The organism is Chryseobacterium mucoviscidosis (genome assembly GCF_002177115.1).
GTDB lineage: Bacteria > Bacteroidota > Bacteroidia > Flavobacteriales > Weeksellaceae > Chryseobacterium > Chryseobacterium mucoviscidosis.
The window spans coordinates 20,784-37,991 of the sequence record NZ_MVAG01000193.1 but is presented as its reverse complement, the minus strand read 5'-3'; the positions used below and the strand labels follow the sequence as shown (position 1 = coordinate 37,991).

General features: G+C 36.2%; 15 protein-coding genes. 8 read left to right on the top strand and 7 right to left on the bottom strand.

All coding sequences use genetic code 11. The features are described 5' to 3' along the window. Window positions 1-68: 68 nt before the first annotated feature. The 5 genes from sucC to B0E34_RS19660 form a co-directional block, all read right to left on the bottom strand. Complete coding sequence (sucC, locus tag B0E34_RS19680) at window positions 69-1,259, bottom strand: ADP-forming succinate--CoA ligase subunit beta (RefSeq protein ID WP_087712232.1); 1,191 nt, start codon at window positions 1,257-1,259, stop codon at window positions 69-71. Between the two features lie 193 nt (window positions 1,260-1,452). After that, a complete protein-coding gene (locus B0E34_RS19675; protein WP_087712230.1) occupies window positions 1,453-2,403 on the bottom strand; it encodes a hypothetical protein in 951 nt (316 codons plus the stop codon). A gap of 90 nt (window positions 2,404-2,493) precedes the next feature. After that, the gene (locus B0E34_RS19670) at window positions 2,494-3,417 is read right to left on the bottom strand and encodes an alpha/beta hydrolase (RefSeq protein ID WP_087712228.1); all 924 of its coding nucleotides are present in this window, start codon (window positions 3,415-3,417) and stop codon (window positions 2,494-2,496) included. An 80-nt stretch (window positions 3,418-3,497) separates the two neighbouring features. Next, the gene (locus B0E34_RS19665) at window positions 3,498-4,124 is read right to left on the bottom strand and encodes a leucine-rich repeat domain-containing protein (RefSeq protein ID WP_087712226.1); all 627 of its coding nucleotides are present in this window, start codon (window positions 4,122-4,124) and stop codon (window positions 3,498-3,500) included. Between the two features lie 110 nt (window positions 4,125-4,234). Beyond that, entirely contained in the window at window positions 4,235-5,008 is a 774-nt protein-coding gene (locus tag B0E34_RS19660; RefSeq protein WP_087712224.1) for a carbonic anhydrase, read from the bottom strand. Window positions 5,009-5,196: 188 nt separating this feature from the next. Here B0E34_RS19660 and B0E34_RS19655 point away from each other — a divergent pair, with 188 nt between their 5' ends. The 4 genes from B0E34_RS19655 to B0E34_RS19640 are packed head-to-tail and all read left to right on the top strand — an operon-like array spanning window position 5,197 to window position 10,438. Further along, the gene (locus tag B0E34_RS19655) at window positions 5,197-5,874 is read left to right on the top strand and encodes a TetR/AcrR family transcriptional regulator (protein ID WP_087712222.1); all 678 of its coding nucleotides are present in this window, start codon (window positions 5,197-5,199) and stop codon (window positions 5,872-5,874) included. Window positions 5,875-5,884: 10 nt separating this feature from the next. Next, window positions 5,885-7,558: a peptidase domain-containing ABC transporter gene (locus B0E34_RS19650; protein ID WP_087712220.1), complete on the top strand. Its 1,674-nt coding sequence runs from the start codon at window positions 5,885-5,887 to the stop codon at window positions 7,556-7,558. Window positions 7,559-7,563: 5 nt separating this feature from the next. Beyond that, window positions 7,564-8,880: an HlyD family secretion protein gene (locus tag B0E34_RS19645; protein WP_087712218.1), complete on the top strand. Its 1,317-nt coding sequence runs from the start codon at window positions 7,564-7,566 to the stop codon at window positions 8,878-8,880. Next, window positions 8,861-10,438: a TolC family protein gene (locus B0E34_RS19640; RefSeq protein WP_087712216.1), complete on the top strand. Its 1,578-nt coding sequence runs from the start codon at window positions 8,861-8,863 to the stop codon at window positions 10,436-10,438. The genes B0E34_RS19645 and B0E34_RS19640 overlap by 20 nt, the downstream gene beginning before the upstream one ends. A 254-nt stretch (window positions 10,439-10,692) precedes the next feature. Here the strand turns inward: B0E34_RS19640 and B0E34_RS19635 are convergent, their stop codons facing one another. Together B0E34_RS19635 and B0E34_RS19630 are read right to left on the bottom strand one after the other, a co-directional pair. Then, the gene (locus tag B0E34_RS19635) at window positions 10,693-11,079 is read right to left on the bottom strand and encodes a DUF423 domain-containing protein (RefSeq protein WP_087712214.1); all 387 of its coding nucleotides are present in this window, start codon (window positions 11,077-11,079) and stop codon (window positions 10,693-10,695) included. A 151-nt stretch (window positions 11,080-11,230) separates the two neighbouring features. Then, window positions 11,231-12,559, bottom strand: a complete 1,329-nt coding sequence (locus B0E34_RS19630; RefSeq protein WP_087712212.1) for a hydroxymethylglutaryl-CoA reductase, degradative — start codon at window positions 12,557-12,559, stop codon at window positions 11,231-11,233. A gap of 312 nt (window positions 12,560-12,871) precedes the next feature. Here B0E34_RS19630 and B0E34_RS19625 point away from each other — a divergent pair, with 312 nt between their 5' ends. From B0E34_RS19625 to gap, 4 genes are all read left to right on the top strand, one after another. Beyond that, on the top strand, window positions 12,872-14,131 hold the full coding sequence (locus B0E34_RS19625; protein WP_087712210.1) for a putative DNA modification/repair radical SAM protein: 1,260 nt from the start codon (window positions 12,872-12,874) through the stop codon (window positions 14,129-14,131). Window positions 14,132-14,215: 84 nt separating this feature from the next. Further along, window positions 14,216-14,974 (top strand): TIGR03915 family putative DNA repair protein, encoded by a 759-nt coding sequence (locus tag B0E34_RS19620; RefSeq protein WP_087712208.1) that lies wholly within the window; start codon window positions 14,216-14,218, stop codon window positions 14,972-14,974. 161 nt (window positions 14,975-15,135) lie between these two features. Beyond that, a complete protein-coding gene (pfkA, locus tag B0E34_RS19615) occupies window positions 15,136-16,122 on the top strand; it encodes a 6-phosphofructokinase (RefSeq protein WP_087712206.1) in 987 nt (328 codons plus the stop codon). 28 nt (window positions 16,123-16,150) lie between these two features. Continuing rightward, window positions 16,151-17,161: a type I glyceraldehyde-3-phosphate dehydrogenase gene (gap, locus tag B0E34_RS19610; RefSeq protein WP_076390825.1), complete on the top strand. Its 1,011-nt coding sequence runs from the start codon at window positions 16,151-16,153 to the stop codon at window positions 17,159-17,161. The last annotated feature ends 47 nt before the right edge of the window (window positions 17,162-17,208 follow it).

Here is a 17,208-nt window from a genome sequence, read left to right as displayed (position 1 = left end):
TTTGATGAAAAAAAGAAAAAACCGTTCCAAAAAATGAAACGGTTTTAATGTATTTAAAAATTTCAGTCTTATGCTAAAACTTCTTTTACTTTGTTTGCTGCTTCTTCCAAAGTAATTGCAGAGTGAACCGGAAGACCAGACTCGTCAATTAATTTTTTAGCTTCAACAGCGTTAGTTCCCTGTAATCTTACGATCAACGGAACCGGAAGGCTTCCCATTGCTTTGTAAGCGTCTACAACTCCCTGAGCAACTCTGTCGCATCTTACGATACCTCCGAAGATATTGATTAAGATTGCTTTTACGTTCGGATCTCTCAAGATGATTCCGAAAGCCGTCTGTACTCTCTGTGCATCTGCAGTTCCACCTACGTCTAGGAAGTTTGCAGGGTTACCACCTGATAATTTGATGATATCCATTGTTGCCATTGCAAGACCTGCTCCGTTTACCATACAAGCAACGTTACCGTCTAGTTTTACGAAGTTAAGACCCGCTTCACCAGCTTCTACATCCATCGGATCTTCTTCTCTTGTATCTCTAAGCTCAGCTAAATCTTTGTGACGGAACAATGAGTTGTCATCTAAAGTTACTTTAGCATCTACTGCGATAATTTTGTTATCAGAAGTTTTCAACACAGGGTTGATTTCGAAAAGAGATGCATCAATTCCTGTATACGCATTGTATAGAGAACCGATGAATTTTACGAATTCTTTGAAAGCATTCCCTTCAAGACCTAAGTTGAAAGCAATTTTTCTAGCCTGGAATCCCTGAAGACCTAAAGCAGGATCAATGATTTCTTTGTGGATCAAATGAGGTGTTACTTCAGCAACATGCTCAATATCCATCCCTCCTTCAGTAGAATATACGATTGTATTTTTACCTTCAGCTCTGTCTAAAAGAATAGAAACATAAAATTCTTTAGTTTCCGTTTCTCCCGGATAATATACATCCTCTGCAACCAAAACAGAATTTACTTTTTTACCTTCAGCAGAAGTTTGTGGAGTTACCAACTGCATTCCGATGATGTTCTGAGCGTTTTCTTTAAGTTTATCCATGTTTGGAGAGAACTTTACACCACCCCCTTTACCACGGCCACCTGCGTGGATCTGAGCTTTTACAACCCATCCCTGTGCGCCTGTTTCAGCAGTTAGTTTTTCAGCAGCAGCTACAGCTTCATCTACGTTGCTTGCAACGAAACCACGTTGGATAGCTACTCCATACTTTGATAAAATCTCTTTTGATTGATACTCGTGAAGATTCATATTATTTTTATTATTTTATTTTAATAGTTAAAGGTTGACAAATTTAATAAAAACAGATGAATTATCAACTTTTATTTTAAAGAAAGCAATGTCTGTAAGGATGCTTTTTATCAGTTTAATAAAATCTAAATTACCCCAAAATTATATTGTAAATTTGCCCTTCCTAAAATGTTGTAACCAAAGGCAACTGTACTTATTTTCCGAAAATATTTTTAAAAAATTTACCGAAGAAACCTTCCTTCTTTGTTGTGACATTCTTAACAGGTTCTTTTACATCAGGCGAAAAATCAATTTTTATTTCATTAAAAATCTGCGATCTGTAACTCACTCTGGCAACACTTTGAAACTTTTCTCTGGAAATACTGGAAACCGAATCTTTCTCTCCGTTTTCAAAATTATCTATTTCTATATAATACTCCAATCCCTGCAATGCTTCGTTTAAAAGGTTTTTTACTTCATTAATCGTTTCTGCCCTGTTATCGAATAATCTTCCCAATACTTTAATTCTTTCTCTTCCCAGATTCATCAGATAAATTTCAAACTTATCTTTAAGAAGAATCTGCATTTCATTTTCTGCTGCGTTAAACTCAAAGTCTGGATTGTGTTCTACTTCCATATTAAAAGCCATCAGAACCGCCAGAAAAGTAAAATTCAGGATTTCACCGTTGATGCCGCCTTTATCAGTAAAAAAAGTTCTGGTGAAAGGATAAAAGTGCCATGAATCATATTGAGGATCAATCGCATGAAGCAGTTTCATGTGTGCGGAATGAAAAACATCTTCATTTTGGGTCTTCACACCATTCTGTATCACAAAACCATTTGAAGCACATCTTCCTCCGAAACAGTCTACTTCCACATACACCACTTCCAGATCTCCGTTCTTCTTAGAAAATTCAACCGCATGATTTTCAGATTCAGAATAATAATCTTCAACCTCATCCTGATTCCTGAAAAACTGATCCGGAAACTGTTCAAAAGAATATTCCTTAAATTTGTTATTCGCCTGACAGACAATTCCTCTGAAAGGTGTAAAAAATTCCCTGATATTGTAAAACTTAAAATTTTCAGTCAACCTATTTTTCAGATCTTCTTTCTCAGATTCCTCATTAATTTTGATAATAATATTGTATGTTCTGTAACTCATGTGTTATTAATTTCATTTAAATCTCAAAGATGCATTGATTTTATTAACAATCAAAATTCAAGAATACTGATTATTGAAAATACTGCTTATCTAAAATTCTCTTCCAAGAAGAAACTCCAAAGGCTTCGAAAGTCTTTTTGCCCATGCTTCCTCGCTGTGATTTTCGCTGGGAAAGTATAAGGTTTTCCAGTTCTTTTCAGAATATCCGTGTTTTCTGATAATTGCATCTGCCTTTTTCTGAATTTCAGGATACAGCGCATCCAGAGTCTGATCTCCGCAGTCGAAATAGATTTTGTGGTTTTTAGGATCTGGTAAATTTTTATCTAAATAGCGTAAGACAGACGCCGGAAAAGGATTATTTTCATTGGTAAAAGTTCCGGTCCAGTGCGTGGAAAGACAGGCAGCTCCGCCGAAAATCTGAGGATATTCACAGATCGCATACATCGAAATCAAACCGCCCATGCTGCTTCCTGCAATAAAAGTATGAGATCTGTCTTTAAAAGTTGAATATTTTTTATCAATCAAAGGTTTCAGTTCTTTCACCAAAAACTTTAAATAATTGTCTGAATTGGGAGAAAACTTTTCATTGGCTCTTCCTGCTTTTTTCAATTGATGATTAACGGTATCTTTTTCCACTGCGGATAAAGTTTCAAAAGGTTTCTGCGGAAAATAATCAAAATGCCTCATCTTGGAGTCGTTCCAGATTCCTACGACAATGGTATTCTGTATTTTTTTAGATTTAATCAGTTTCGCAACAGCTTCATCCACGTTCCAGGATTGCTTGTTCCAAGTGAGATCAGAGTCGTAAAGCATTTGTCCGTCGTGCATGTACAAAACTGCATATTTTTTAGTTTTTGAATAATTTTCAGGAAGCCACACATCAATGTTTCTCGGTGTTACAAACTGAGATTTAAAATCCGATATTCTTTCAATCTTTCCGCTGTTCACTTTCGGAATCTGTGCCTGAACTATGGAAAATAGAGCAACCACAACAATTAGTAAAAATCTGTACATCGTTTATAATTTATCACAAAGATAATTATTGTAAGAGATGATTATTTTTTATCTTTATTATGATATAAGGCGTTTTGTTTTTAAAATCTTAAAAGTGTTCCATACTGAGAATTAAGTCTGTCAATATCACTTGGCACAAACAGGTTATCATTGAGATAGATATTTTTAAGGTTCTTCATTTTACTTTTGGGAAGATTAAAATCCTTCAGTTGATTATCGTTCAGATAAACTGATTCTAAATAATTCAGTTTCCAAAAATTAGCAGGAAGTTTCTTTAATCCGTCGTTTTCTATATGCAATACTTTCAGATTTTTCATATTACTGATCAGATCAATATTTTTAGAGAGATCAATATTTTTTTCGTCATTCAGAAACAATTCTTCAAGATTTTTGAGCTGAATAAAATTGGAAGGCAGCACCCTGAAATCATTACCACTCACATCCAAAACTTTTAACTTGGATAAAAAGCCGATCTCATCCGGAATTTTTTTGAGGTGGAGATCTTTCAGACTTAGATATTCCAGGTTCTTAAATTTTTTCCAGTCGACATCTTCTATATTTTCTGTTGCCAGATTCAGATTAAGTCTCAATACTTTCTCAGGATTTTCATTGGCTTCTTTAATATTTTTAAACTCATACCTCTCCTGAGAATTAATCATTATTCCTATGAGCAGGAAAACAAATGTCAGTTTTTTTAAAATCTTCATTTTGATAAGTTTTAGTTAAACAAATGCGGGCTGTAGATAAAAGTAAAAGTATATGAATCAAAATTAAATATGAAAGAAAAATTCAGCCCGCATACAATGTTTTCAGTTATTTATTTTTTAGCTTTGGGAAGATTCACAAGTGTTTCCGGTAAAAACTCTACTTTTCCTGTATGGATATCATATACAGCTCCCACAATTAGTATTTCTCCGTCCACATATTTTTTGTGCAGAATAGGATCTAAATCCCTTAAAGAATTTACCTGATCTATTACATTCTGGCGGACTGCATTATTTACCGGATCACCATGCATATGAGAACTTTTAACGGCTGCAGGTTTTATGTCATTTATCAAAGTAACAATATGTCCCGGAACATTTTCCGGTCTTTCCACCGCGGCTGCAACAGCACCACATTCTGTGTGTCCCAGTACAACGATTAATTTGGTTTTTAGCTTCAACACCGCAAACTCCATACTTCCGTAAGACGCCGCAGCCGAAACCTGACCTGCCGTTCTGATGATAAATAAATCCCCTAAACCTTGATCGAAGATCATTTCATTGGGTACTCTGCTATCTGAACAGCCTACAATTATAGCAAAGGGAGCCTGACCATTTTCCAGCTTTTTAATAGTCTCATAGTTTTGTCGGGGTTTTATACTTTTCCCTTCAATAAATCTCTTGTTTCCGCCTTGCAGTTTTTTAAGACCCAGTCTTGGATCTGCATAAGCAGAATCACGATTAACAATATAATGTTCTGCACGCCACTTCACAGAATCCACAACTTTTGCCGTTGTTTTTTTATTTTTCTGCGGTTTTGTTACCTGTGCGAATGAAAAGGTTGGGAGTGCAAAAAAAGCAAAGAGTAATAAAAAAATTCGTTTCATTTTTTCAATTATTTAATTGCCTACTTTTTAATACGGTGTTCAGCTTTTCCGTCTTTCATGTTTTCATAAATATAACAAAAACTATACCAAATAATAGTATTACTATCACCAATAATAATGTAAATATTTATGGTATGGGTTTTGCTTCAAAAAACAATAGTTATAAATTTGTAATACTAAAATGAAAAATGGAATTTCAGGTAAAATTTAAAGTCAACGAATACTTATATCTTAAAGATCCCGAAAACAGCGAGATCGGACGTGCCATTGTAAAAAATTCAATAGAACTGATCTACGAGACCGGTTTTGAAAGTTTTACTTTTAAAAAATTAGCCCAAAAGATCAATTCAACAGAGGCAACGGTTTACAGATATTTTTCTTCAAAGCATAAACTTCTTACCTATATTCTCAACTGGTATTGGTCTTACATTGAATTCATTTCCAAACTGAGGCTTCAGGAAATTAAAGAACCTCAGCAAAAAATGGAAAAAATCCTCGAAATCATTACGCATAATGATGAAACTGATGATAAAATAGAAGATTATGATCTTACAAAACTTCACAACATCGTTATTGCAGAAAGCAGCAAAGCTTATCTGGTAAAAGAAGTGGACGAAATCAATAAAGAAATGGTTTTCAGTCCGTTAAAAAGTTTATGCGCATTTATCGGAGAAATCATTGCAGAAGCAAAAACAGATTTTCCTTATCCGAAATCACTTGCAAGTACCTTACTGGAAACCGCTCATGATCAGCAGTTTTTCAGCGAACACCTTCCGAAACTTACCGACAATCATATCGACAGAATAGATCATAAAAAATATGTTTTGGATTATCTGCGTTTTATCACCTTTAACCTAATAAAATAATAAAACACAAATGGAAACTTCTCCTAAACAGCACGGTTACAATCTTTTCAAATACGTCACGAAGGAAAAGAAAGATGTTACCAACATTTATTTTTACGCCATCCTGAATGGTCTTGTTCAGTTAAGCGTTCCGCTGGGAATACAGTCTATCGTCAGTTTTGTAATGGGAGCTACGATGGCAACTTCTATTTATATTCTGATTGCTTTTGTGGTTCTGGGAACATGGCTTGTCGGATATTTCAGGCTAAAAGTAATGCAGATCATTGAAAAAATCCAGCAGAAAATTTTTGTTGAATTTTCCCTTGCTTTTGCTGAAAAGCTTCCGAAAGTGAATCTCTCAGCAACACGGAAATATTATCTTCCCGAACTGGTTAATCGTTTTTTCGACACCCAGAATCTACAGAAAGGTATTTCTAAAATCTTACTGGAAATTCCGACTGCGCTCATCCAGATTTTATTCGGAATCCTGCTTCTTTCATTTTACCATCCATGGTTTTTGGTGTTTGGAGCTTTAGTGGTGATCTGTGTGGTCATTATTTTCAGATTTACTATGGAAAGCGGAATTAAATCCAGCATTGAAGAAAGCGATAAAAAGTATGAAGTAGCTTCCTGGATTGAAGATATTGCCGCATCTATCAAAACATTTAAGCTGAATTCAAAAACAGGAGCACATCTTTCAGGAACCGACGAAAGAGTGGTTAAATATCTCGACGACCGAACCTCACACTTCCGCGTTCTGGTTTTCCAGTATAAAACCATTATTGCTTTTAAAGTGGTGATTACTTTGGTGATGCTCGTTATCGGAACTTACCTTTTGGTGAATCAGCAGCTTAACATCGGAGCGTTTATCGCAACGGAAATCGTTGTTCTGAGCATTATGGCGGCTGTGGAAAAGCTTATCATCAGTCTGGAAAGTTACTATGACGTGATTGCAGCTTTGGCAAAACTGAATAAAGTAACCACGCTTCAGGAAGAAAAATTCGGGGAAATTACCTTCGATCAGAATAATGACGGTTTTGAAGTTGAATTTAAAGACGTAAATTTTGCTTTCAACGATCATCACAAGATTCTGGAAAACATCAATTTTAAGATTCCTGAAAATAGTTTAACTGTCATTTCAGGGCAGCTCGGCGCAGGAAAATCTTTACTGCTGAATATGATGACCGGATTTTATGATCCCACTTCCGGAAGTATTTTATTTGATAAAATTCCTTTAAAAAATATTGATAAAGTATCGCTAAGAAGCCAGATCGGGATGTACCTGGAAGACATGACGATCATCAAAGGAACGGTTTACGAAAATATCATTCTCGGACAGAATGAAACCTCCGCAGAACAGATTCTGGAAATTGCCGAAGAAATAGGCATCGAAGATTTCTCCAGCCAGTTCAGCAACGGATTCTTTACCAACATCAGCGAAACCGATACGGAAATTTCATTCAGCTCTAAAAAGAAAATTCTTCTTCTGAGAGCTTTGGCAGGCGAAAGAAGACTTTTAATCCTTGAAGATCCTTTAGACGGAATGAACGATGAATTCAAAACAAAAATGATGGAGTATCTTTTAAAACTGAAAGAAAAAACAACCATTATCATCGTTTCGGAGAACAAAAATCTAATACTGGAAGCCGATCAGCATCTTCAGGTGGAAGACGGAAATGTGAAAAAATTATTTAACAAAAACTAAAAAAGATGGAACTGCAGTCAGTCAATAAAATATACCACATCCACAGAAAATCAAGGGTTAAAAGATGGTTTCTTTTCATCCTGATTGGCGGAATTATCACTCTGTTTTTACCGTGGACACAAAATATTAAGGTAATGGGAAATGTGAGTACGCTTTATCAGGAACAGCGTCCACAACAACTAAATTCGCCGATTCCCGGAAGAATTATCAAATGGTATGTGAAAAACGGGGATTATGTAAAAAAAGGCGATACGCTTCTTCAGCTTTCCGAAGTAAAAGAAGATTATCTGGATCCGCTTTTGGTGAAAAGAACCGAAATGCAGGTAGAAGCCAAAAAAGGCGTTAGAGACTATTACGAAGCCAAAGTTGGAACCACCAATAGCCAGTTGCAGGCTTTAAATTCCGCCAGAGATTTAAAATTGAGTCAGCTTAAAGTGAAAATCAGTCAGCTCAATAATAAATTAGCCGGAGAAGAAGCCGAACTGGAAGCAGCAAAAAACGAGCTGAGAATGAGTTCCGATCAATACGAAAGGCAGAAGAAAATGTATGATGAAGGTTTGGTTTCGCTCACCCAATTTCAGCAGAGAAGTGTATCTTATCAAAATGCTTTAGCCAAAAAAACGGCAACCGAAAATAAACTGGCGCAAACCCGACAGGAAATCGTGAATGTAAACATCGAACAGAATGCTACCATTCAGGATTATAATGAGAAACTGAGCAAAACGGAAGGAGAACGTTTCCAAAGTATGGGACAGATCGAGGGAAGCGATGGTGATATTGCCAAACTCGAAAATCAGGTTGCCAATTACCGCGCAAGACAAGGCTTATATTTTGTGATTGCTTCTCAGGACGGACAGGTAGTACAGATCAATAAAGCCGGAATCGGGGAAATCCTCAAAGATGGTGAAAGCATCGGAATCATTGTTCCGGAAAAAGTAGATTATGCCGTAGAAATTTACATTAAACCTGTCGATTTGCCTCTGGTAAAAGAAGGACAACGTGTAATGTGTATTTTCGATGGTTTTCCGGCGATTGTCTTTTCCGGTTGGCCGAATTCCAGCTATGGAACCTTTGCAGGAAAAGTAATTGCGGTAGAAAACAACATCAGCGCAAACGGAATGTTCAAAGCCTTGGTGATTCAGGATAAAAATGAAAAACAATGGCCTCCGAAAATCAAAATGGGAACCGGAGTTCAGGGAATTGCGATTCTTAATGACGTTCCGATCTGGTACGAACTGTGGCGAAACATCAACGGTTTCCCGCCGGATTATTATGAAGTAAAAACCGAAAAATCTGCAAAAGATGAAAAGGCTAAAAAATAATCTGACTTATCGTTACAGACAATATTCAGAAATCAATAATAGTAAAGGAAGTTTAATCAACCGATCCTTCGACAAGCTCAGGATGACATTTCTGAAACTAACTGATTTATTTAAACGCTGTCAGACTGAGCTTATCGAAGCCTTTATTGGTCACAGTAAATTAAAAAATAAATTTTCAGCACTTCTCATTCTGTTGTGTGTTCAGTTTTCCTTTGCGCAGGATTCTCTGAAGCTTTCGCATCAGGAATTTCTGAATATTGTAAAGAATTATCATCCGTTAGCTTTTAAATATCAGCTTCAGAATAAAATCGCCAATGCTGAAATTACCAAGGCGAGAGGAAATTTTGATCCGATACTTGCAGGAAAACTGGGGGAGAAAAATATTGACGGAACAAAATATTACGAACAGCGAAATGTAGAACTCGGCATTCCGACTTGGTACGGAATTGATATTACCGGAAGTTACAATTATCTGGATGGCGAAAAACTCAACAGCAGCGAAACAAAAGGAGGTTTATACCAATTCGGAGTTACGATTCCTTTGGCAAAAAACCTTCTGTATGATAAAAGAAGAGCCATGCTGGATCAGGCAAAATTCGGATTGAAAATGACAGAAGCAGAACAGACCGTTCTTACCAACGAGCTTCTTCTGGATGCTGAAAATACGTATTGGGAATGGGTTAAAAACTATGAGATCTACAAATTGCAGAAATCTGCGGTAGAAATTAACCGAAAAAGGCTTAATCTTACCAAAAAAACTTATGAATTCGGGGAAAGACCGGCAATTGATACAGTAGAAGCCTCTTCGCAATTGCAGAGTTTTGAGCTTCAGGAAAGAGATGCTTATTTAAGTTTTGTGAAAAGTACGCAGGAACTTCAGATGTATCTCTGGAAAGAAAATCAAGAGTTTTATGAAATTTCAAAGCTTATTTTCCCATCTTCGAATCTTGACGAGCATTCCGGATATTCCGATTATGAATTTCTGGTGCAAAATTTAGAATCGAAACAGCTTCAGAATCACGCTTCACTGGAATATTATTTTCAGAAACAGAATATCCTCGAAAGTGAAAAAAGACTGAAATGGCAAAGCTTCCTTCCGAAACTGGATTTTACGTATAATTTTTTCAATAAAGAAAATTACCGTGCCGATTTTCTTCCTTTGTTTGATAATAATTTTCAGTACGGACTAAAACTGGAGATTCCCATATTTCAAAGACAGGCAAGAGCAGATTATGAAATTGCCAAGCTGAAGATTTCTCAAAACCAACAGGATTCTCAGCTTAAAACCCGTGAACTGAGTACGAAAATTGAAACCTATAAAAATGAAGTGAATAATTATTTCACCCAGATTGATATTTCCACCAAGAATCTGAATAATTACCAAAGGCTTCTGAATGCGGAGGAAACAAGGTTCAGCAATGGGGAAAGTTCTTTGTTCCTTATCAATTCCAGAGAAAATAAATTATTGGATGCGAGAGAAAAAAACATTGAACTGAAAGCTAAATTCCTGAAAAGCTACAATAAGCTGAAATGGCTGAATGAGAACTTTTTGAGGTAATAAAAAAGGAATTCTGCGGTCAGAATTCCTTTTTTAATTAATTTGCCGCAAAAGAATACAAAGAAGTTTCATTTTTTGGAGATTATTTTAAGAAAAACAAAGGCACTTCGTTTAGTAATGAAATACAAAGTTTTGTATTTCTTTGATAAGTTTTACGCCTTCGTTTAACTTAAATATCTGAAAAATGAAGAATTAAACTCTTGTCTAACCTTGTGATTCATTAAATTTTATCTCAAACTGAAGTTTCTTTATTTCTAATCTTTCATTTTCACGAAGTAAAAGATCAACAGAGTCCAGCTCAGGATCATCAATAATCCTCCCAGCGGAGTGATCGGTCCGAGAAATTTCAGGTTCATTCCGAAATAATCCTGCATACTCAATCCATAAATACTGAATGAGAAAAGCATTGTCCCGAAAATCATGAACCACGAAATCCAGTTTTCCGTTTTGGTTTCAAATTTTAAAATGTAGCCTGCAATTAAAAGAAAAAATGCAGCATACATTTGATATCTCACTCCCGTTTCAAAACTTTCAAGTCTTTCCACAGACAATATTTTCTTTAAAGCGTGCGCTCCGAAAGCTCCCAGAATAACGGAAAGCATCCCGTAAACAGCTCCGAAAATTAATGTTATTGTTTTCATTTATAATTTAAAATCTTGAATATTAATGATACGAGTCCGATTCCGATAAAAATCCATGCGAACTTTTTATTTTGGGTGAAACCCGGATTTTTGGTCAGTTTCAGAAAAATTCCAAAACCCAGCATAAAAGCAGCTACAATAATTCCAAACATTATTGTCCTCTCATTCGGTTAAACTCATTGATCACTTCGTGATGACTCACCGTTTTATCTTTGAAATACGTCACAAAATGTTGTTTTTCTTCTTCTGTTGCACCCAATTGGTTCAAAATATTCAGCAAATGCATTTTCATATGCCCTTTTTGAATTCCAGTCGTCACCAAAGAACGTAATGCTCCAAAATTCTGAGCCAGTCCGGAAACCGCCAAAATACTCATCAGTTCCTGAGCAGAAGGTTTTCCAAGAAGCGCCAAAGAGAATTTTACCAAAGGATGAAGATTCGTTAAACCGCCAACAACCCCTACCGAAATCGGAAGATCGATCCAGAATCTGAAAATTCCGTTGTCCGTTGTACAATGTGTGAGAGAAGAATATCTTCCGTTTCTCGCTGCGTATGCGTGAGCACAGGCTTCTGTTGCACGGAAATCGTTTCCTGTTGCAATTACAACCGCATCTACTCCATTCATAATTCCTTTATTGTGAGTGGTCGCACGGAAAGGCTCAATTTCAGCAATCGTTACCGCCTGTTTGAATTTCCATGCAAATTCTTCGTTGGAAATTCCGCTGTCGTCTTTCAGATCTTCGATTTTACAGGAAACTTCAGCTCTTACGATACAATCCGGAGTAAAATTGGACAGAATATTCATTACGATCTGTAAAGAATTCTTTTCTTCCTGAGAAAAATCCTCGCTTATAACCACTTCCTGCTTCAATGTTTTTCCGAACTGTTCCAGACAGGAATTGATAAAGTTGGCTCCCATCGAATCTACGGTGTCGAAACTTGCTTTCAATTGATAATAATTCGCCATTTCAGACGTTTTATCAACCAATTTGATGTCTAAAATTCCACCACCGCGTTTTCTCATATTCGCCGTGATGTCTTCCGTAGCCTCCAGTAATTTCTTCTTCAGTTTAAAATTGAAAAAATGAAGTAACTTATGAGATTCAACATTAAAAATAAAGTGGGTATGCCCCAGTTTTTCGTTGTTGATGATCGTTGTTTTAAAACCACCTTTATCGATCCAGAATTTTGCTGCCTTGGAAGCTGCCGCTACTACAGAACTTTCTTCCACTGCCATCGGAAGCGCAAACAGTTTTCCGTCGATTAGGAAATTCGGAGCAATTCCGTAAGGCATATAGAAATTGGAAATGGTATTTTCAGAAAATTCATCGTGAAGTTTCTGCAAATCAGCATTTTCGTTCCAGTATTGGTTTAATATATTTTGATATTCTTTGTTTCCTTCAAGATACTCGTTTACGAGCCAGTCGATTTTCCCCTGTTTTGTTAATTTGGAAAAACCTTCAACGGGTTTATGATTCATAACATAAATTTAATGAGCGTAAATATACTAAATTTGTCACTTTAAACTGTTGATAACTTCTATCAAAAAAGATTGACATTTATCAATTTTGGAATTAAATTTGAACGGAAAATATAAAATTTTAAATCTAATTAAGTTTATTTTTTTAAACACTTAAGTGCCATTAGAATTAAATAATTCAAAAAATAAGAACACTTTAGTTTTTAAAATCTTTGATTTTCTTTCTTATGAAATCTAAATATTTTCAAAGTATTTTGTTGGAAGCTGATGTAACTTATGTGTTAATAAAAAAATGGTAAAAAAAGAATAAAAATGAATTTTGACCGCCTGAAAGAAAAACTTGAAATCCTTGCCGATGCAGCGAAATATGATGTTTCCTGCTCATCAAGCGGAGGTTCGAGAAAGAACAAAAAAGGGGCTTTGGGAGACAGTTCCGCAAGCGGAATCTGCCATACCTATACGGAAGACGGACGTTGTGTTTCTCTTCTCAAAATTCTATTGACCAATCATTGCATTTACGATTGCGCTTACTGTGTTTCCAGAAGTTCAAATGATATTAAAAGAGCTGCTTTTACTGTGGAGGAAGTGGTAGATTTAACGATCAATTTTTACCGCAGAAATTATATTGAAGGGTTGTTCTTAAGCTCAGGAATTTTTAAAAATGCGGATACGACCATGGAACGTCTGGTTCGTGTGGCGAAAAAATTACGTCTGGAAGAAAATTTCAACGGTTACATTCATTTAAAATCAATTCCGGGAGCAAGTGATGAACTGATGCAGGAAGCCGCTTTGTACGCCGACCGTTTATCTGTAAATCTCGAAATCCCAACCGAAAGCGGACTGAAATTGCTGGCTCCTGAAAAAAACAGGCAGGATATGCTTAATCCGATGAAGTATATCCAGAACGGAATTGCGCAATACAAAGATGAGAAAAAACTTTTCCGGAAAACACCAAAATTTGCTCCTGCAGGACAGTCTACGCAAATGATTGTAGGTGCTACGAATGAAAATGATTTACAGATCATTAAAGTTGCCGATCATTTTTATAAAAATTTCAGTCTGAAAAGAGTGTATTATTCCGGATATGTTCCGGTTTTAGAAGATAAAAGATTACCTTCGCTTACGACTGAAGTTCCGATGCTTCGTGAAAACCGTTTGTATCAGTCGGATTGGCTGATGCGTTTTTATGGTTTTAAAGCTGAAGAAATACTGGATCCGAATATGCCATTTTTAGATCTTGAAGTCGATCCCAAATTAAGCTGGGCTTTGCGACATTTAGATCAGTTTCCTGTTAATCTTCAAACTGCTGATTACCAGATGATTTTAAGAATTCCTGGAATTGGAGTAAAAACAGCACAGAAAATTGTAAGTGCAAGACGTTTTCAGGTTCTGAATATGGATCATCTTAAAAAGTTGGGAGCAGCAGTAAACCGCGCAAAATATTTCATTGATTTTAACGCAGGAAACGCCTTTTTAAAATATCTGACGAATCAAAATCTTAAGAAATTGCTGATTGGCGGAAGTTCTTCGAAATTTCATAATCAGTTTTCGCAACAGTTGACGTTGTTTTAGTTAAAACACGAATTGCACGAATTTTTTCACGAATAACACAAGATTACAAACTCTAAAACACTAAAACACTCCCTTCCAACTCAGATGACTACCCTACTCTACGACGGCAGTTTCGACGGACTTTTAACCGCTGTATTCGAAGTTTTCGAGTATAAATATAAAGATGTGGAAATTGTAAGCAGGGAAAGATTTCATCAGGAAAATATCTTTGCGGAAATTCATGAGGTTATTACTCAAAATGATAAATCTGAAAGGGTTTTAAACAAATTAGAGCAGAATATCGGAAAAGCTGGAATTCATGAACTATTAAAAGTTTTCTTATCTGAAGATCCGGAACTGGAACAGCTTATTTTGTCTGCCGTAAAGCAATCTGTAAAACATCCCGATGAAAATATCCTGAAAAATTATGCAGACAATGACATTCTGAAGATTTCTAAAATCTGTAAATCCGTCAGTCGGGAAAGACACAGAATGACGGCTTTTGTACGATTCGAAAAAATGCAGGACGGTGTTTTCTTCGCTAAAATAGATCCGGATTTTAATGTACTGCCTTTAATCCGGAAACATTTCAAAGACCGCTATCAGGATCAGAAATGGATGATTTATGATTTGAGAAGAAATTACGGGATTCTATACGATCTTGAAATCTGCGACTTTTTTTACCCCGATGAAAAAATAGATCTGAACCGCTATCAGCAGAAATTTCATGATGAAGAAAAAAATTACCAGACGCTTTGGCAAAGGTATTTCACAAAAACCAATATTGTGGAGAGAAAAAATATGAAGCTTCATATTCAGCACGTTCCGAGGAGATACTGGAAATATCTTACCGAAAAGCATTAAATTAATTTTCATCTCAATAATTTTCATTCAAAAACATTGATATTTTTTTGTAAACCGATAAATTTTATTCAGGTTTAATCATTTATATGCAAAACTCTTCTTAAGTTACTACGATTATCTGAACTTGTTTTTGTAAATTTGTGTTCGAAATTTTTTACTAGATGAAAGAGAGTGCTGTAAAAAAAATTGCAGTTCTTACTTCAGGAGGAGATTCTCCGGGTATGAATGCAGCATTAAGGGCGGTAGTAAGAACCGCAAATTATTATAAAATAGAATGTTACGGAGTAAGAGAAGGTTATAATGGCTTAATCCACGATGATTTCCTTAAAATGGGGCCTCGTTCCGTAAAAAATATAATCAACCAGGGCGGAACGATTCTGAAATCTGCCAGATCACAGGAATTTAGAACCAAAGAAGGTCGTCAAAAAGCCTATGACAATTGTGTAAAATATGGCATTGACGGTTTGGTTTGTATTGGTGGAGACGGAACTTTCACAGGAGCAAAAATCTTCAACGAAGAATTCGGCATTCGTGTAATTGGTGTTCCGGGAACGATTGATAATGATATTTTCGGGACGGATAACACCATTGGTTATGACACGGCTTTGAATACTGCAATGGAAGCGATTGATAAAATCCGTGATACGGCAACTTCCCACAACAGGGTTTTCTTTGTGGAAGTAATGGGTCGTGATGCCGGTTTTATCGCTTTGAACAGTGGACTGGCAACCGGTGCTCTGGATATTTTGATTCCCGAGAAAAAAGACAGCATCGATGAACTTTTTGCCAATTTCAGAAGTGCAGAAAAAACAGGAAAAGCTTCAAGCATAGTTGTCGTTGCAGAAGGTGAGAAATTAGCCAACGTGTATGAACTTGCGGAAAAAACAAAGAAGGAATTCCCGGACTATGATATTCGTGTCGCAATATTGGGACACATGCAAAGGGGTGGTTCTCCGAGTTGTGCAGACAGAGTGTTAGCAAGCAGACTGGGCTTTGGAGCCGTAACAGGATTAATGGAAGGACAAACCAACGTAATGGCAGGAATGCGCTCTAATGATTTGGTATACACTCCGATTGAAGAAGCCATTAAAAAACACAACGAAATTAATAAAGATCTTTTACTGATTTCAGAAATTTTAGCAATCTAATATTTAATATAATTTAAAACAAACTATTATGTCAACAATTAAAGTAGGTATCAACGGGTTTGGTAGAATTGGACGTCTTGTTTTCAGAGCAATGACTGAAAGAGATAACATCGAAGTAGTAGGAATCAACGACCTTATCGATGCTACATACATGGCTTATATGCTTAAATATGATTCTGTACACGGAGTTTTTCCGGGTGAGGTTTCTGTAGAAGGTAATGACCTTGTAGTAAACGGAAAAAGAATCAGAGTAACTGCTGAGAAAGATCCAAGCAATTTGAAATGGAACGAAGTAGGTGCAGATTACGTTGTAGAATCTACAGGTTTATTTTTAGATAAAGACAGTGCTGCAAAACATATTGCTGCAGGTGCAAAAAAAGTAATTCTTTCTGCTCCTTCTAAAGATGATACGCCAATGTTTGTAATGGGTGTAAACCACACAGAACTTACAGACGATATCAAAATCTTATCAAACGCTTCTTGTACAACCAACTGTTTGGCTCCATTAGCAAAAGTGATCCACGATAACTTCGGAATCGTAGAAGGTTTAATGACTACGGTACACGCTACAACGGCTACTCAGAAAACTGTTGACGGTCCTTCAATGAAAGACTGGAGAGGTGGTAGAGCTGCTTTAAACAACATCATCCCTTCTTCTACAGGTGCTGCAAAAGCGGTAGGAAAAGTAATCCCTTCTTTGAACGGAAAATTAACGGGGATGTCTTTCAGAGTACCAACTGTTGACGTTTCTGTAGTTGACCTTACAGTAAGATTAGAAAAAGCTACTTCTTACGATGAAATCTGTGCTGCTATTAAAGCTGCTTCTGAAGGTGAATTGAAAGGTATTCTTGGATATACTGAAGATGCTGTAGTTTCTCAGGATTTCGTAGGAGATAAGAGAACTTCAATCTTCGATAAAGATGCAGGAATTATGCTTTCTCCAAACTTCGTAAAACTTGTTTCTTGGTATGACAACGAAATGGGGTATTCTAACAAGTTAGTAGATATGCTGATCCACGCTGCTTCTTTATCTAACTAATAAAGTATCAGCTTAAAATATGAAGAATCCGTCTCACAACTGAGGCG

What these genes read in the sequence shown, in the direction of transcription:
- sucC (WP_087712232.1), bottom strand. Translation starts at nt 1,259, where the DNA reads ATGAATCTTCACGAGTATCAATCAAAAGAGATTTTATCAAAGTATGGA.
- B0E34_RS19675 (WP_087712230.1), bottom strand. Translation starts at nt 2,403, where the DNA reads ATGAGTTACAGAACATACAATATTATTATCAAAATTAATGAGGAATCT.
- B0E34_RS19670 (WP_087712228.1), bottom strand. Translation starts at nt 3,417, where the DNA reads ATGTACAGATTTTTACTAATTGTTGTGGTTGCTCTATTTTCCATAGTT.
- B0E34_RS19665 (WP_087712226.1), bottom strand. Translation starts at nt 4,124, where the DNA reads ATGAAGATTTTAAAAAAACTGACATTTGTTTTCCTGCTCATAGGAATA.
- B0E34_RS19660 (WP_087712224.1), bottom strand. Translation starts at nt 5,008, where the DNA reads ATGAAACGAATTTTTTTATTACTCTTTGCTTTTTTTGCACTCCCAACC.
- B0E34_RS19655 (WP_087712222.1), top strand. Translation starts at nt 5,197, where the DNA reads ATGGAATTTCAGGTAAAATTTAAAGTCAACGAATACTTATATCTTAAA.
- B0E34_RS19650 (WP_087712220.1), top strand. Translation starts at nt 5,885, where the DNA reads ATGGAAACTTCTCCTAAACAGCACGGTTACAATCTTTTCAAATACGTC.
- B0E34_RS19645 (WP_087712218.1), top strand. Translation starts at nt 7,564, where the DNA reads ATGGAACTGCAGTCAGTCAATAAAATATACCACATCCACAGAAAATCA.
- B0E34_RS19640 (WP_087712216.1), top strand. Translation starts at nt 8,861, where the DNA reads ATGAAAAGGCTAAAAAATAATCTGACTTATCGTTACAGACAATATTCA.
- B0E34_RS19635 (WP_087712214.1), bottom strand. Translation starts at nt 11,079, where the DNA reads ATGAAAACAATAACATTAATTTTCGGAGCTGTTTACGGGATGCTTTCC.
- B0E34_RS19630 (WP_087712212.1), bottom strand. Translation starts at nt 12,559, where the DNA reads ATGAATCATAAACCCGTTGAAGGTTTTTCCAAATTAACAAAACAGGGG.
- B0E34_RS19625 (WP_087712210.1), top strand. Translation starts at nt 12,872, where the DNA reads ATGAATTTTGACCGCCTGAAAGAAAAACTTGAAATCCTTGCCGATGCA.
- B0E34_RS19620 (WP_087712208.1), top strand. Translation starts at nt 14,216, where the DNA reads ATGACTACCCTACTCTACGACGGCAGTTTCGACGGACTTTTAACCGCT.
- pfkA (WP_087712206.1), top strand. Translation starts at nt 15,136, where the DNA reads ATGAAAGAGAGTGCTGTAAAAAAAATTGCAGTTCTTACTTCAGGAGGA.
- gap (WP_076390825.1), top strand. Translation starts at nt 16,151, where the DNA reads ATGTCAACAATTAAAGTAGGTATCAACGGGTTTGGTAGAATTGGACGT.